The sequence below is a fragment of the Arthrobacter sp. 10N44_2 genome (genome assembly GCF_056394385.1).
Genome location: NZ_JBFTHT010000011.1, coordinates 62,033 through 76,587 on the forward strand (window position 1 = coordinate 62,033; position 14,555 = coordinate 76,587).

General features: G+C 63.4%; 12 protein-coding genes. 5 read left to right on the forward strand and 7 right to left on the reverse strand.

What is annotated here, in order from left to right; genetic code table 11:
• Positions 1-30 precede the first annotated feature (30 nt).
• Together AC1DBX_RS13040 and AC1DBX_RS13045 are read right to left on the reverse strand one after the other, a co-directional pair.
• Positions 31-1,002 (reverse strand): PAS domain-containing protein, encoded by a 972-nt coding sequence (locus AC1DBX_RS13040; protein WP_476873417.1) that lies wholly within the window; start codon positions 1,000-1,002, stop codon positions 31-33.
• Complete coding sequence (locus tag AC1DBX_RS13045; protein ID WP_476931926.1) at positions 999-1,814, reverse strand: alpha/beta fold hydrolase; 816 nt, start codon at positions 1,812-1,814, stop codon at positions 999-1,001. The genes AC1DBX_RS13040 and AC1DBX_RS13045 overlap by 4 nt, the downstream gene beginning before the upstream one ends.
• 483 nt (positions 1,815-2,297) lie before the next feature.
• Between AC1DBX_RS13045 and AC1DBX_RS13050 the strand changes: the two genes are divergently transcribed.
• Together AC1DBX_RS13050 and AC1DBX_RS13055 are read left to right on the forward strand one after the other, a co-directional pair.
• On the forward strand, positions 2,298-3,473 hold the full coding sequence (locus AC1DBX_RS13050) for an NYN domain-containing protein (RefSeq protein WP_476931927.1): 1,176 nt from the start codon (positions 2,298-2,300) through the stop codon (positions 3,471-3,473).
• A 102-nt stretch (positions 3,474-3,575) separates the two neighbouring features.
• Positions 3,576-3,968, forward strand: a complete 393-nt coding sequence (locus AC1DBX_RS13055) for a VOC family protein (RefSeq protein WP_476873420.1) — start codon at positions 3,576-3,578, stop codon at positions 3,966-3,968.
• 153 nt (positions 3,969-4,121) lie between these two features.
• Here the strand turns inward: AC1DBX_RS13055 and AC1DBX_RS13060 are convergent, their stop codons facing one another.
• Positions 4,122-5,297, reverse strand: coding sequence for a zinc-dependent alcohol dehydrogenase (locus tag AC1DBX_RS13060; RefSeq protein ID WP_230010888.1), 1,176 nt, complete (start codon positions 5,295-5,297; stop codon positions 4,122-4,124).
• A 1,055-nt stretch (positions 5,298-6,352) separates the two neighbouring features.
• Here AC1DBX_RS13060 and AC1DBX_RS13065 point away from each other — a divergent pair.
• Positions 6,353-8,563 carry a hypothetical protein gene (locus AC1DBX_RS13065; protein WP_476931928.1) on the forward strand — a complete coding sequence of 737 codons (2,211 nt, stop codon included), beginning with the start codon at positions 6,353-6,355 and terminating at the stop codon, positions 8,561-8,563.
• A gap of 128 nt (positions 8,564-8,691) precedes the next feature.
• Positions 8,692-9,168, forward strand: a complete 477-nt coding sequence (locus tag AC1DBX_RS13070; RefSeq protein WP_476858103.1) for a hypothetical protein — start codon at positions 8,692-8,694, stop codon at positions 9,166-9,168.
• Between the two features lie 68 nt (positions 9,169-9,236).
• Here AC1DBX_RS13070 and AC1DBX_RS13075 read toward each other — a convergent pair whose 3' ends face one another.
• From AC1DBX_RS13075 to AC1DBX_RS13085, 3 genes are all read right to left on the reverse strand, one after another.
• On the reverse strand, positions 9,237-10,241 hold the full coding sequence (locus tag AC1DBX_RS13075) for a PDR/VanB family oxidoreductase (protein ID WP_476871403.1): 1,005 nt from the start codon (positions 10,239-10,241) through the stop codon (positions 9,237-9,239).
• 35 nt (positions 10,242-10,276) lie between these two features.
• Entirely contained in the window at positions 10,277-11,374 is a 1,098-nt protein-coding gene (locus AC1DBX_RS13080; protein ID WP_028277775.1) for an aromatic ring-hydroxylating oxygenase subunit alpha, read from the reverse strand.
• Positions 11,375-11,545: 171 nt separating this feature from the next.
• Positions 11,546-12,127 carry a PadR family transcriptional regulator gene (locus tag AC1DBX_RS13085; protein ID WP_476849676.1) on the reverse strand — a complete coding sequence of 194 codons (582 nt, stop codon included), beginning with the start codon at positions 12,125-12,127 and terminating at the stop codon, positions 11,546-11,548.
• Between the two features lie 267 nt (positions 12,128-12,394).
• Here AC1DBX_RS13085 and AC1DBX_RS13090 point away from each other — a divergent pair, with 267 nt between their 5' ends.
• Entirely contained in the window at positions 12,395-13,738 is a 1,344-nt protein-coding gene (locus AC1DBX_RS13090) for an MFS transporter (RefSeq protein WP_476871404.1), read from the forward strand.
• A gap of 329 nt (positions 13,739-14,067) precedes the next feature.
• On the opposite strand, the gene AC1DBX_RS13095 is transcribed toward AC1DBX_RS13090, so the two are convergent.
• Entirely contained in the window at positions 14,068-14,550 is a 483-nt protein-coding gene (locus tag AC1DBX_RS13095) for a hypothetical protein (protein WP_476871405.1), read from the reverse strand.
• Positions 14,551-14,555: the final 5 nt, after the last annotated feature.

Sequence of the window (14,555 nt, forward strand, 5' to 3'; positions counted from 1 at the left end):
CCGTCGTCGTTCGGCGTTTAAGCCCGCGGATCAACCGGCGCCCACGGCCCCGCGCATTTCCGTCTTGACCCGGTACATGTCCTGATCTGCGGCCAGCAGCAGGGCCGTGGCCAGTTCTTTGTGCGCGGCCGGATCAGCGTCCGCCGGGACAGCCGTTTCCGCCTGGCCAACGGACATGCCCAGCCGGAGCTCGCTCCCCGCGATGGTGATGGCGCCGGCCAGGCAGCTCCGGACGCGCTCCGCAACCGCCTCGAGCTCCGCCGCGTGCTCCAGCCGAGGGATCAGGACAACGAACTCGTCCCCGCTGTAGCGTGTGACGGTGTCCGCGCCGCGCACGGCCTGGGAGAGCATCAGCGCCACGTGTTCCAGGACCTGGTCGCCGGCCGCGTGGCCCAGGGTGTCGTTGACCTGCTTGAACTTATTGACGTCGCAAAAGAGCACGCCGACGCGGTTCCGCTGTTCGCCGGCGCTGGCCAGGGCCCCCAGCAGGTTTTCCTCGAGGTGCCGCCGGTTCGGTAGGCCGGTCAGCGGGTCATGCAGCGCCCGATGGTGGGCTTCCCGCAGGAGCGCGGCGCGGTCCGCCTCGGCATCCTCGAGTTGCCGGTGAGCGCTGGCCAGTTCGCGCTCATACCGCCGCCGCTCGGGGGCAGCGAAAAAGATCATCAAATCCCTCGGTTCTGCCCCGTCCACGGTCCGGGTGACGGACAGCAGGACGGGCCTGCGCTGCCCGTCCTGTCCCAACAGCTCGATCGAGAGTTCGGCGAGGTGCCCGTCGCGTTCCAGCTTCGGCCCGGCGTGCGTCCGGTACATCAGCCTGTCCCCGGCCGGCATGAGGTCCAGGAGGCGGGTGCCGTCGAGGCCGCCTTCGGGGATTCCGGTCCAGGCGCACAAGGTGGCGTTCGCGGCCAGGATGGTCCCGTCGGTACCGGCAACGATGTAGCCGGCGGGCGCCTGGTGGAAGAGTTGCCCGTAGTCGACGGCCGTGGTGCTGGTCCGGGTCATGCCGGCTTCAGGAATTCGAGGATGGCGGCAGACGTTTCCGCCGGCGCGCTGCTTTGCGGGAAGTGGCCTGTGGCCGCAAGCCGGACCAGGGTGCTGTTCGGGAGCGCGAGGTGCAGGTAGGTTCCCACGTGGTCCGGCGTGACGACGTCGTCGGTGCTTTGCAGGACCAGCACCGGGATGGTGACCTCGCCGAGCAGGTGCCGGACATCGGAAAGGAACGCCACCCGGGCAAAGTCACGGGCAACCCGGGGGCTGATCCGCCCGAAGCTGCCCTGGATCTCATGCTCCAGTTCGGGAGCGTGCGGCGTATTCATGTAGACGGGGGCCATCGACTCGGCCCAGACCACATAGTTGGCATCCAGGGATTCGAAGACGTCGTCGATGTCCTGCCGGGTGAACCCTCCCACGTAGCCGTCCTCGGGGTGGTCAAGATAGCTCGGCGAGGCCGTGACCAGCACGAGCCGGCCGAACCTGCGCCCTGCGTCCCGGGCGGCCGCGCTGACGGCCATCATCGACCCGACGCTGTGGCCGATGAGGGTCACGTCCTGCAGGTCGAGTTCGCCGCAGACTTCCACCAGGTCATCTACGTAGGCGTCAAGGGTGGAGTAGGTGGCCGAATCGTAGGCGGACTGGTCGGAGCCGCCGGAGCCCACATGGTCCAGCAGAACCACCCGGTAGCGGTCGGTGAACCGGGGCAGAATCTTGCCCCACATGCTCTGGTCGGTGCCGAACCCGTGGGCGAACACCAGCGCCGGGCCGTCTTCTGGCCCATGCACCTGGACGTTGTTGCGCGCTGCCGCACCGGACATCATCGGCCAACCTGCTCTTCCAATTCACACATGGACCCACCTATCGAGACCGACGGCTGCACAATTCGTCCGGGCCTCGGGCCCAGAAAAATCCGTCCGGCGCCTGCAGGCGCCGCCCCACGAAAATTCCCATATTACAAGGATGTATTTCGACGACGTGGATCCATCTTAGTCCGGTGGGCCGCGGGCCTGGACATGCGTCTTCGCAGGTCACGCGGGGTTTCTGGCGGGGATGCTTACAGCCGAAAACTGGCCGTAGCAAGCTGTTCCTGCGCGCGCGGCCGATCCCGGATACACGTATGGACCTCCTGTTCCCGCCATGAGGTCCGGCACACGACGGCAACTGGGCAACCAAGCGGTCACCCCTGGCACGCGCCGCCCTCCTGCTGGCACACTGAGCCGATGAGTGATCCCCTCCCCCAGTCCCGGCGGCCTGGCATCCGTGCCGCGATGTTCGTGGACTTCGACAACGTCTAAACCGGCCTGATGGCCTTGGACCCGGCGGCCGCGAAGAGGTTCGCCGAGGACCCCAAGCACTGGACGGAGGCGCTGGCCGCCGGCGGCGCGGGCGAAGAATCCCGGCGCTTCCTGATCCGCAACTGCTACCTCAATCCGGTGATCTACTCCAAGTACCGGCCGTACTGGACCCGCGCGGGCTTCCGCGTGATCGACTGCCCCTCCCTGACGCAACGGGGCAAGTCCAGCACCGACATCAACCTGGTGCTGGACGCAATGGATGCCCTGGCCGGCGCGGCACATATTGAGGAGTTCTTCGTCGCGTCTGCCGACGCCGACTTCACCTCGCTGGTCCAGCGGTTCCGGGCGGCCGACCGCATGACCACCGTCATCGCTGCCGGCGCCGTGGCGTTCGCATACCGGGAGATGGCGGACAGCGTGGTGGAGTCCCACGACTTCGTGGCAATCCTCAACGGGACCGCGGCCGGCATCCCCCGCATGGTCCCGTCCGCCGGACTTGGCACCCCGCTCCGCACCGCCCAGGGCACTCCCGGGTCCGCGACGTCGGCCGCCGACGAGGTCCGGGCCCTGGTGCAGGCCGCGCCGGGTCCGGTCACGGGAGCGGTCGCGGCGCACCGGGCCCTGACCGCGGACCCGTCGCTGAAGACCGATTGGGGCGGGCACGGCAAGTTCGGGGCCTGGATCGCCCAGATCGGCCAGGGCATCCAATACTCGTCCACGCCGTCGCCCGGCTGGGTGTGGGACGCGAAGCGGTTTTCCCCGGAGCCCTCCTCGCTGGCCTCCGACGCCCGGCCCGCGATCGAGGAGCAGGTCACCCGGGTCACGGACGTTCCGGCGCTGTCGGCAGAACAGTTCAGACAGGTCTTCCTGTCCCTGGCGGCGAAGCTGCGCGACCATTCGGGCAACCGCAGCGAATTGGCACGCTCCGTCCGGGACGACTGCGTGGCGGCCGGGCAGCCAGTGTCCCGCTCTGCCGTCAACTTCGTGATCCAGGGCGTGGTGTACGCCGGCGGCTCCCTCGCAGAGGACATCTCAGCGGCGGAACTCGCTGCCGCGTGGACCAGAAACGTGGAAGAGCTGTGCCGGCTGGCCCTCATGGAGTTCGACGACGCCGAAAAGCTCGCGCTCCGGCGCTGGGCCGGCGGCGGGCTGCTGGAGTCCGGCCCCGGCGGCTCCCGGGCGTAGCGAACCTCCCGCCGTCGTGGGCTTGCGCCGGGTGCCAAACCGATCCACAGTGTGATCTATCGACATCGGGTACTCCCAAACGAATTCGGAAAGGAGCTGGAAATGCCCAACGACCTTACGGAGCTGGTCAGCGTCCGGTACATGGTGGCCGACGTCGATGCCGCGGTCGACTTCTATACAACCCATCTCGGATTCACCGTCAGGATGAGCGCCGCGCCGGCGTTCGCAGACGTCACCCGCGGCCGGTTGCGGCTCCTCCTGAGCGGGCCGGCCAGCTCGGCAGGCCGTCCCATGCCGGACGGCACGGTGCCCGTCCCGGGAGGCTGGAACCGCATTCACCTCATCGTGGGCGATATCGCGGCCGAAGTGGAGCGGTTGCGCGCCACGGGCGTCTCGTTCCGGAACGACATTGTCAAGGGCCCGGGCGGACAGCAGATCCTGCTGGAGGACCCGTCCGGGAACGTTGTCGAGTTGTTCCAGCCCGCCGGCGAATAGCGGCCGTTTAACACACAAGCGGACGACGGAGGGATTTCTTTTCACCGAGGTCGCCTAGCTGGGCTCCCGTTCCTGTCTAATGGGGAGCCCAGCTGCGCTTGGGTCCGGCTGACGGAAGACCTGAGGAGATCTCCCGGAGCGGGGACATCTTCGCTACGGCTTCAGGACCACCTTGATGCAGCCGTCTTCCTTTTTCTGGAAGATCTCGTAGGCGGCCGCGGCACCGTCGAGGTCGACCTCGTGAGTCTTCAGGTCCATGACGCCGAGCGGGTCTGCGGAATCTTCCACGAGCGGGAGCAGCTCGTCCGTCCACCGGCGGACGTTGCACTGGCCCATCCGGAGTTGGATCTGCTTGTCGAACATGCTCAGCAGGGGCATGGGGCTCGCTGTACCCCCGTACACCCCGCTTAGCGAAACGGTGCCTCCCCGGCGCACGGAGTCGATCGCTGCATGGAGAACCGTCATGCGGTCTACACCCGCAGTCTCCATGGCCTTCTTTGCCAAGGCATCCGGCAAGAGCCCCACCGCATTCTGCGCAAAGGCGCCGACGGGCGAATTGTGCGCTTCCATGCCGACGGCGTCGACGACCGCGTCGGGGCCCCTTCCATCCGTCATATCGCGAAGCTGGTCGCTGACGTCCTTTGTGAAATCGATCGTTTCCACCCCGTGCCGCTCGGCCATGCGGCGGCGTTCCGGAACCGGCTCGATGGCGATGACGCGCTGACCCAGGTGTCGACCGACGCGGCTGGCGAACTGCCCCACCGGGCCGAGACCAAAGACCGCCAGGGTGCCGCCGGCGGGGACGTCGGCGTATTTCACTCCCTGCCAGGCGGTGGGAAGAATATCGGAGAGGTAGAGGTACCGCTCATCAGGCAGTTCGTGCCCGACCTTTATCGGCCCGTAGTCGGCGTGGGGCACGCGCAGGTATTCCGCCTGCCCACCGGGGACCGAACCGTAGAGCTCGGAGAACCCGAACAGGCTCGCCCCGCTGTTGTGGGCATGGACCTGGGTGGTTTCACACTGGGACTGCAGCCCCTGTTTGCACATCCAGCAATGGCCGCAGGAGATGTTGAAGGGGATGACCACCCTGTCGCCCGGCTTGAGGTTCCTGACCTCGGAGCCGACCTCCTCAACGACGCCCATGGGTTCGTGCCCCAGGATGTCGCCGGCCTTCATATAGGGGCCAAGGACCTCGTACAGGTGGAGGTCCGAGCCGCATATGGCCGATGAGGTGATCCTGACGATGGCGTCCGTCCCCTTCTCAATGACCGGATCCGGAACCATCTCCACGCTGACCGACCGCTTTCCCTGCCAGGTAAGTGCCCTCACATTCGCTCCTTCAGTCGCAACCAAATTAGTAAGTCTACTGATCAATAAGATTATTCCTTGTTCGCGCCCGGATGGGAAGGAGCGTCGGGCTGAGTCCTACGAGGACGGCGACTTAGATGGTCGGACCGGCTGGCGATGAGCTCGTTCGAAGGGCGGGTGCCCGCGGCTGAGGGCAGGGTGCGGCCATGGCCTGGCATCCGCCCTGGCCGCCCGCCCCAAATAGCCGCCCGGCGGCTCAGCGGCACCTTCGCACAAGCGGACGACGGCGGGACTCCCGGCCGTCGTCCGTTGCGTTTGGTCTCGTTTACCTACAATGCCGGCGCTCGAGTGATTGTGACGATTTCGGCTGCGTCCGTGCTCGCTATTATGCGAGCACCGCCGCCACCGCCACCGCCACCGCCGCCGCCGCCCTCGTTAGTCAGAACATCGTTAATTGCGTCCCAAGCGCGACCGGTGAGGTCCTTAGCCGCGTCCCATATACCCGACAGACTGAACGCAGCTGCGTCAAACCCAGGGCTCGCTGTCCTTGAGACCACGAGATCTGGCGTCTTGCGTTCTGCATCGCATTCGGCTGTTAACAGTGCTGCCCGACCGTGCACCATTGCACGAATTCGATCGCTCTGGCCGGACGCTAGAGGTTCAGATGTAAAAACACCGGGCGCGTCTGCAGCCGGCTTAAAGGAATTGCTAATCATTTTCTCTCCGTTGATCCCCAGATTCGGAGCTGTCTAACAGACGCGGAAGCACGAGCTTCGGCGTAAGTGATATTCCGCAGCAGCCTAAAATTTGGCGCGGGAATAATCGGCACACATACATATTTTCGGCAGGTCAGAACTTTGAGTTATCCCCCCCATCATTGACTTTCACTCGTCATGGTCCTCGCAGGAGACGCGAAAGTCAACGGGCTGTTTACACGTGATTCCGCGCGGAAGTTTTAACCAAAGCAGCTCGCGAGGCAAAGCACCGGAACCGGGCCGCCGCTCCCCCGAAAATCAATCGGCTATCGATCTTTGGGGCGATGTTCAAGGGAGGTTTGTGGTGGTTATGATTCGGTCATGCCGAACCCGCGATTGTCTCTCGCCCTAGAACGGATTGGCCCTGGAGACTGGGAGATATTCGAATCGTTCGCGTCGGAGTTCTTAGCCGTCGAATATCCGGCCCTGCGGACGATGGCGGCTCCGAACGGAGACAAGGGTAGAGACGCCGAAATATTCACGATTGATGGGGTGCCTAAAGTTGCATTTCAGTACTCTGTCACGGCGGGTTGGAAGTCGAAAATTGCGAGCACGCTGGACACCCTCAAGAGGAATTTCCCTTCGGTCAGCACCATGATCTACCTGACTAACCAGGTGATTGGTCCGGCTGCCGATGAACTCAGGGAAGAGTCCCGACGTGATCGGAATATAACCGTAGACATCCGGGACCGGTCGTGGTTTGTGGACCGTGAGAAGTCCTATCCGCAACGACGAGTGGCCAGTGAAGAGCTGGCTCAGCGCTTTGTGGATCCGCTCCTGTCCAAACGAGGGGTCCTCGAAAGAATATCGACCTTGACCGCCGATGAGAGCAAGGTCGCGGTGCTGCACTTGGCTCTCGACGGCGAAGATCAGGCAACCGATCAGAGTCTTACCAAGAGCTGCTTCGAGTCATTGGTCTTGGCGGCGCTTCACGATTCGAACACATACAACAGGCTCAGCCTTAGCGAAATCAAAGATGGCGTCGCCCTCCGCATGCCCGTGGGGAAGCGAGGGCAGGTCGATGCTCTGACCCTGAGCGCATTGAACCGCCTGTCTCGGAAGGGCCCCATCAAGCAACACAAATCAGCGTCCGGGGCCGAGGACACGTACCATCTCAGTTTTGAGGAGGCCAAGAGGATAAATGATCAGACGGCCAAGTTCCTTCTTGATGAAGCTGCCCTCGATGCGAAACTCATTGCGGCGGTTCGAGCCGTCGAAGCACCGAAGGCACTGAGCGAAGCACAGTTGACCGAGATTTCTCGGCAACTGCGAACAGTCTTGGAAGAAACACTCCTGGAACGAGGTGAGTCTTTTGCCGAAGCCGTGGAAACAGGAGCACCGTTCCAACTCAGCCCTGTAGCCATAGCGGACCGAATCACAGCAAATGGTGGCATCCGTGAGCTCAGTTCTGATGCCGCGGCCGCGGCCATAATGCACCTACTGGAACAGCCTTCGCCGCAAACACAGTCGCATCTTCGGCGACTAGCCGACGCATACACGCTTTTCGCGTTCCTGAAACAAACCCCGGACGTCCAGAAAGTCGTGCTCAACGTCTTCAGTGAAGGCGACATATGGATGGACACCACCGCGATCCTGCCCCTTATCGGAGAGAGCCTGGTAGACGATCCGGAAGAGCGCCACTTTACGATTCTGATGCGCGCAGCGGTCGACGCAGGGTTGCTCCTATATGTAACGGACGGAGTCGTTGAAGAAGTTGAAAGACACCTCAACCTGGCGGTTGCTTATGGTCACAACAGAACGTCGACTTGGTCAGGAAGAGTGCCCTTTCTCTATTCGGCCTTCGTGCTCTCGGGCCGACCGGAGACCGAATTCCTGGACTGGCAACGGAACATCTGTGGACGAGAACAGCCGTTGCAGGACGTCAGCGACTACCTTGCCGACGAATTCTCTATCGAGACCAAGAGTCTTCTTGAGCACTCGAATGCCGCATCGACCGAACTCCGGGGTGCGGTTCAGGAACTATGGAATGAGACTCACGAGAGAAGGCGTCAACGAGGTGACTACGGAGCCGAGCAAGGGACGCGGTCTCGCCTGGTTGCCCACGACGTCGAAAACTCAGTCGGCGTCATCGAGTATCGGCGGACGATTGGACCATCACCCATGGGCTACCTTGCATGGTGGCTGACGTTCGACAGAACAGCCATGAAGATGAAGGACCACCTCCGGGAGCGCCTTGGCCCGCAAGCGCCTGCGTCGCCGGTGTTGAGCCCGGATTTCCTCACTCAGTTGCTTCGGTTGGGCCCGCTCCGCACCGCCATCGAACAGGATCTGAGAGTGCAGCTACCCCTGCTCACGGACATGAGCGTCAATCACTACGCTCCGCAGGCTCTGCTCGATTTAGCCAGGGAAACGCGAGAAAAGTCGTCGAGCCAGAATGAACGGGTAGTGCGTCGCGAAGTCCGCGACGCGGTGAACCGCGCAAGGCAGCAGATGGGGCCCGCGGCGGTTGGCGGCGTTCGAGCAATGGAGGATCGAATTTCAGCTTCCATCAGACGACAGTCACCCGGATGAATCCCGCCGGCGGACGCACATAACCGGCAGTCGGACGGCAGCCAGGACTGCTGATAGCGGAATGGTTTCGCTCCGATCTGGGCTGCCGCAGCCGCACGCTCACTGCTGTCGCATGGAAGTATTCACCTATGACTATCGATAATGATGCTGCCAACCTCCCCGCGCAATTGGACTCTCACGGCACAGACGACTCGATCGAAGTCAGCCGTGGCTGGGACCACATCGGGGCCATCGTTGTCGATGCGACCCTGCAGCGACGACAGAACTACCACGCGACCGTCAGGCCGCGCGTTGTCGCTCTGGTCGGGGCATGGCCTGATGCCGCCACGACCAGTGGATTCCGGCGGCGCCTCGATACCGGGACGCTTTCCGAAGTTATCAGCTGGCCTTCCCCTGGCCGTCTCGCCCAGGTAGAGGACATGACGCGCGTGTTCGAGAGCCAGGGCATCGAGACTGTAGTCGAACTCCGAGGAGCACTTGGTGACGACGCCAGCAGAGCCGTTCTCCGGGAGGCTCTTGGGGCCGTGCGGCATGTCAGTCCCAAAACGCTCGATTACATTGACACCCTGAGCGGAGTGTCCACGGGCGGGGCCGTCGAAGTGTAGAAAGCGGGGAGTGATCCAGGTTCGCCAGCGGACTCCAGGTCCACCCCGAGCGGCGGAGTTGTGGGCACTCAAACGTCGATTGTGACGATGGCACAGGAGGCTGCCGAGTCTGCACGGGCGCCGGATTTTAAGCTGACGGCCCGGGAGACGCAGCAGCACATCTTGGCTGCGGAATGCTGCTGGCGTTCGCTGTAGAAGACATCGCGGTGGTCGATGGAGCCCCGCAGGCCGAGCAAACGCACTTCACACAGTCCGCATTCGCCCTTGCGGCAGTCGAACATCATGTCGACGCCGGCGTCCTCGAGCGCTTCCAGCATGGACTTTCCGGCGGGGACGGTTGCCTCGACGCCCAGGCGAGGCACGCGCACCACGAACTCCTCGGGGTCGAACCAGCCGCTGTTGCCAAAGGTCTCGTAGCGGAGGTTTGTCACGTTGAGCGCCCGGGCATCCCAGCCCCGTTTGACGGCGTCCATGAGCCGGATGGGGCCGCACATGTACAACTCAGTGTCCGGCTCAATCGTGGCCAGCAGCTCATCTACGTTGAGTGCTGTGCCTTCATCGTCCACGTGGACTCGCAGCGCGTCGCCATGCAGCTGCTCCAATTGCGCCAGGTAGGCCATGGCGGGGCGGCTGCGGCCGGCGTACACGAAGGTGTAGTCGGCCTTGATGTTTCGGAGCACCCGGGCCATGTTGATCATGGCGGTGATGCCGATCCCGCCGGCCAGCAGGACGTAGCGCGGAGCGCCGATCCGCAGAGGGAAATTCTGCAGCGGCTGCGTGATCTCCACCCGGTCGCCTTGCTCTAGGGCCTGCATGAAGTGGGAGCCGCCCCGGGATTGAGGGGCCCTGAAGACGCTGATCGCCACACGTCGGCCGTCCCCGCTCGAATCGACGATGGAGTAGGAGCGCCTGTGCTGCTCGCCGTTGATCGAGACCATCACGTCAATGTGCGAGCCCGGCTCGGCTTTCATGGGCCTGGACTGTTCCAGGACCAGGCGCCGGGTCTTTGCGGTAATGTCCTCCGCCTCGACCACAGTGCCGATCTGCCAGACTTCGATGTTCGTTGCAGCCATGTCTTCTTCTAACTTCCTGGGATCGGGCGATCGGGTCAGGCGGTGGGGATCAGTCGGCCTTCGGCGGCGAGTTGTCGCTCTATCAGCCGTCGCACCCACATGCCGCCCGCGTCGATGTTGAGGTTGTAGAACTCGTAGTCCGGGTTGGCGTCGATAGCATTCTGCTGGGCCGCCAGCATTTCTTCGTCCTCGCCGAACACGCCGTGTACGCCGTTGCGCAGCTGGGTGGTGATCAGCTGGCTTTCCAGCCGGTAGTTGCGCATGAAGGCCCAGAAGTAGTGGCATGTTTTGGCGCTTTCCGGCGAAATCGTGTTCATCACGAAGCCGTTGACGCCCTGGCTGCGGTCGCCTTCGGGGGCGCCAGTGCCCGCCTTGGCTACTCCGACGTCGATGTTGATGGTCGAGGGCGACTGGAAGGTGATGATCTGCCAGCGGTCAACCCGCCCTTCGAAACCCGGGAACTTGTCCCGCATGTTTTTGAGCCAGAACGGCGGAGCCTCGATGTCGAGCATCCAGCGCGATACCGTGACGGTGTTGTCGTCATGGGTCACGACGAAATCGGACTCACTCAGCTCGTCCTGGCCGATCGAGGAAGAGTGGACGAATTCCTCATGGGTGAGGTCCATCAGGTTGTCCAGAACGAGCTGGTAGTTGCACGGCGCCAAAATGGTCTCGCCATCACCGGCCCAATCATCCGAGCTCATTTGGTGCATGTCCGGGATAAGGGCCGGATCCGCGAGGGTGGCATCCCCCAGCCACACCCACACATAGCGGTAGCGCTCGATCACGGGGAAAGACGGTACGGTGGCGCTGGGATTAATGGTTTCCTGGGCGGGCATGGAGACACAGCGGCCGGCGGAGTTGTAGATAATGCCGTGGTACGGGCACTGGATTTGGTCCTTGCCGAGGGTCTTGCCCATGGACAGCGGGGCTAGGCGGTGCCAGCAGGCGTCCGCCAGCGCCACTGCCTTGCCATCCTCGGTGCGGTACAGGGCGAGCGGGCGGTCCGCAATCCGGCGCGACATCGGCTTGCGGGTTACCTCGTGGTCCCACGCGGCGACATACCAGGCGTTAAGCGGATAACCAAGCACTTTGTTCGTTGTAGAGCTCATGGACTGCATCAGCGCGGTCATGATCGATCCTTCCCCTCACGGTATACCTATGCTCATAGGTAGTGGCTTGGATCACAGCATAACTATGTTGATAGGTAGTGGCAAGGCCCCCCAGCTGCCCCCATAAGCGAACCGCAGAAGGGGACGGCAAAAGGCCCGGACACCCGGGCGGGCGTCCGGGCCTTTCGGCACTCAAGACTCGAGCTTGTCTATCAGTTCCAGGCCGCGCCTGGCCCACTCGATCTCCGCTTTGGCGCGTTCGATCATGCCTTCATAGGTGAAGATTTTGTAGCCGGCAATCTTGGCCCGGTCCTCCTCAGGCGCGGCCTCGAGGCGGCGCGCAAGCGTGGGGTTGCTCCGGTCTTCCAAGGCGGCAACCATGTCCTGCCATTGCTGCGCGCGGGAGGAGTGATAGGCAATATGGGCGCGCATCTGCGCTCGCGCGGCTTCGGGGTCGGCCCACTCAAGGTAGGCCGCCTTAAGATGGATCGGGTCACGCTCCCGGGCGTAGTCCAGGGTGGTATTCATCCATGCCCGGAAAGCCTCGACTCCTTCCGGAGTGATGTGATAGCGCTTCTTTTTGCCTTTCTTGCCCCAGGGCTCTTCCACTCCGCTCAGCAGGCCATCCTTTTCCATTCGCCGGAGTTCGGGATAGATCTGCGAGTCCGGTGCGTGCCAGACGTAGCCGACGGATTGTTCAAAGTGCTTGAAAACGTCATAGCCCGTGAGGGGCTGAGACGTCAGCAGCGCAAGCAGGGCATAACGCAAACTCACCCGTAACCGATCCTCTCCGTCAGGGCGCCCTGCTGCCGATGCCTTGCGGCAGGGCCGGGCGCCGCCTCCATTAAACCCCTTGTCAACTAACTACGTTCATAGTTATGCTGTGTCCCGCGCCACATTTACCTATCAGTATAGATAGTTTCCCGGCTGCCAGCCTTCAACGACGAGGCCCGGCCTCCGCCTCCAGAAGAGCCACCAGATCTTCTGCACCTCAGTTTCAGCATCTGCCCGGACCGTCCGTGGCCTCTAGAAAGTAGTCCCATGCAACTTCAAGAACGCATCGACGCGTCCCGTATGTCTCTGTATCAATGGCTGATCGTGGGCCTGTGCATCGTCCTCAACGCCCTCGATGGCTTCGATGTGCTGGCCATGGCCTTCACCGCCAACAGCGTGACCCGGGACTTCGGCCTTAGCGGCGCCGAACTGGGTATCCTGCTAAGCGCCGGACTGGTCGGGATGGCCATCGGCTCGCTGGGCCTCGCGCCCTTTGCCGATGTCATCGGGCGCCGGCCCATGGTCCTGATTTCGGTCGGTCTCGCAACTGCCGGGATGCTGCTGGCCTCCGTAGCGCACTCTGCCGTGGAACTCGGGATTTGGCGCGTGGTCACGGGCCTCGGTATCGGCGGGATACTCGCCTGCACAAATGTCATCGCCAGCGAGTACTCGTCCAAGCGCTGGCGCGGTCTGGCCATCAGCATCTACACCGCGGGATATGGCATCGGGGCAACGCTCGGCGGCGCAGCGGCGGTGACTCTGCAGGCCAGCTTCGGCTGGCGTTCTGTGTTTCTATTCGGCGGCATCTGCACTGCCGCCGTCTTCGTACTGCTCGCTGTCCTTCTGCCCGAGTCTGTGGACTTCCTCGCTAACCGGCGTCCCCGCAATGTCTTGGACCGCCTGAACAGGATCGCGCGCAAGATCGGACAGCCCGCCGTCACCGAACTGCCCGCAGTGGCGGCCAAGAATGATCGCAGGAACAAGGTCTCCGAACTGTTCACAGCCGGCAACCGCCGCTCCACCTGGCTCGTCTGGCTTGCCTTCTTTGCCACCATGTTCGGTTTCTACTTCGTGAACAGCTGGACCCCGCGGCTCCTCGTCACGGCCGGCATGACCGAAAGCCAGGGAGTCGTCGGCGGGCTGATGCTGACCTTAGGCGGCACCTTCGGGTCGTTGCTCTATGGACTGCTGACCATCCGCTGGAACAGCCGGAAGGTGATGGTCATTTTCGCCGTCCTGTCGGCGGCCACCATGGTGATGTTCATTTCCACCGCGGGTATCCTCGTCCTCGCCTTCGTCGCGGGCGGCGTTGTCGGCATGCTCATCAACGGCTGCATCGCGGGCATGTACACAATTACCCCGGCGCTCTATGGCGCTTCCGTCCGGAGCACCGGCGTGGGCTGGGCCATCGGGATAGGCCGCGTTGGTGCCATCGTCGCTCCGCTCATCACGGGAGCCCTGCTCGACGCGCACTGGACAGCGTCCATGCTGTACATGGGCGTCGGCGTCGTAGTCCTGGTGGCAGGCGGCGCAGTTGCGGCAATGCGGCCATCCCAGCAAGATGACGGCGCCCTAATCGACGGAGAGAAGGAACTAGCTCTGCCTGCATAATCCAGGGTCAACGAGCGAGGCTCAGGCGGCCGTAGGCGATGTTGTTCCGGATGCTCCCGCCGAATCAGACGGCAGCACAACGCTATGCGCCTCAACGCCGACGAAACCAGACCCACACAGTGCGGACGACGGCGGGACTTCCCGCCGTCGTCCGCTCCTCCCTGCTGAACCCACAGCACATGACTCTGCGGCCCGCCATCCCTTGAACGCGTCGACGGTCTTGTAGCTAACCCGGTGGGGGGAGAGCGCCATAGGTATTTGCCAGCGCATGAGGATTGACGGGCCTGTCCGCGTCGGACGCGGATGGCTCCCAGGTGTCGTAGGGTCCCTCAGGTCTGGTCCTCTGTGGAGACGGCGCGCAGGTCGGGGTCCACGCCCCTGGTTCGCTGCGCATCCACCGACGGCACCGGCTCGTTATCCGCACGGTGAAAATAGAGCCAGGCCGCGACTCCCGCGCTCACCGCGACGGCCGCCACTCCGGCAATCACCCAGGCCTTCCCGGACGCCGTCCGCCGCGACTTAGCCCGCGCGGGTGCCGTGACAACACTCGGTGCAACCCGTTTCAGGCCCTCTTGAACACGGGGAGCCAGAGTTTCCACTCCACCGGCGAGGTCGTCAGCGAGCCGCCGTAGTCCGGTCTGGATCCTCGGAGACGCAGATTCAATCCCGGCATCGAGCCCGGCCACCACTCTTTTCAATGCCGCCTCGACTCCGGGAGTGGCCCACTCCCTCCCCTCGGTGAGCTGAGAGATGAGATTCTCTGAAAGATGGCGGATCTGGTCGGCCTGGTTCTTGGGTGCTGCCGTGCGCATGAGTG

Excerpts from the sequence above, each read along its gene's own strand:
- AC1DBX_RS13040 (WP_476873417.1), bottom strand. The coding sequence starts at position 1,002 with ATGACCCGGACCAGCACCACGGCCGTCGACTACGGGCAACTCTTCCAC.
- AC1DBX_RS13045 (WP_476931926.1), bottom strand. The coding sequence starts at position 1,814 with ATGATGTCCGGTGCGGCAGCGCGCAACAACGTCCAGGTGCATGGGCCA.
- AC1DBX_RS13050 (WP_476931927.1), top strand. The coding sequence starts at position 2,298 with ATGGCCTTGGACCCGGCGGCCGCGAAGAGGTTCGCCGAGGACCCCAAG.
- AC1DBX_RS13055 (WP_476873420.1), top strand. The coding sequence starts at position 3,576 with ATGCCCAACGACCTTACGGAGCTGGTCAGCGTCCGGTACATGGTGGCC.
- AC1DBX_RS13065 (WP_476931928.1), top strand. The coding sequence starts at position 6,353 with ATGCCGAACCCGCGATTGTCTCTCGCCCTAGAACGGATTGGCCCTGGA.
- AC1DBX_RS13070 (WP_476858103.1), top strand. The coding sequence starts at position 8,692 with ATGACTATCGATAATGATGCTGCCAACCTCCCCGCGCAATTGGACTCT.
- AC1DBX_RS13075 (WP_476871403.1), bottom strand. The coding sequence starts at position 10,241 with ATGGCTGCAACGAACATCGAAGTCTGGCAGATCGGCACTGTGGTCGAG.
- AC1DBX_RS13080 (WP_028277775.1), bottom strand. The coding sequence starts at position 11,374 with ATGACCGCGCTGATGCAGTCCATGAGCTCTACAACGAACAAAGTGCTT.
- AC1DBX_RS13090 (WP_476871404.1), top strand. The coding sequence starts at position 12,395 with ATGCAACTTCAAGAACGCATCGACGCGTCCCGTATGTCTCTGTATCAA.
- AC1DBX_RS13095 (WP_476871405.1), bottom strand. The coding sequence starts at position 14,550 with ATGCGCACGGCAGCACCCAAGAACCAGGCCGACCAGATCCGCCATCTT.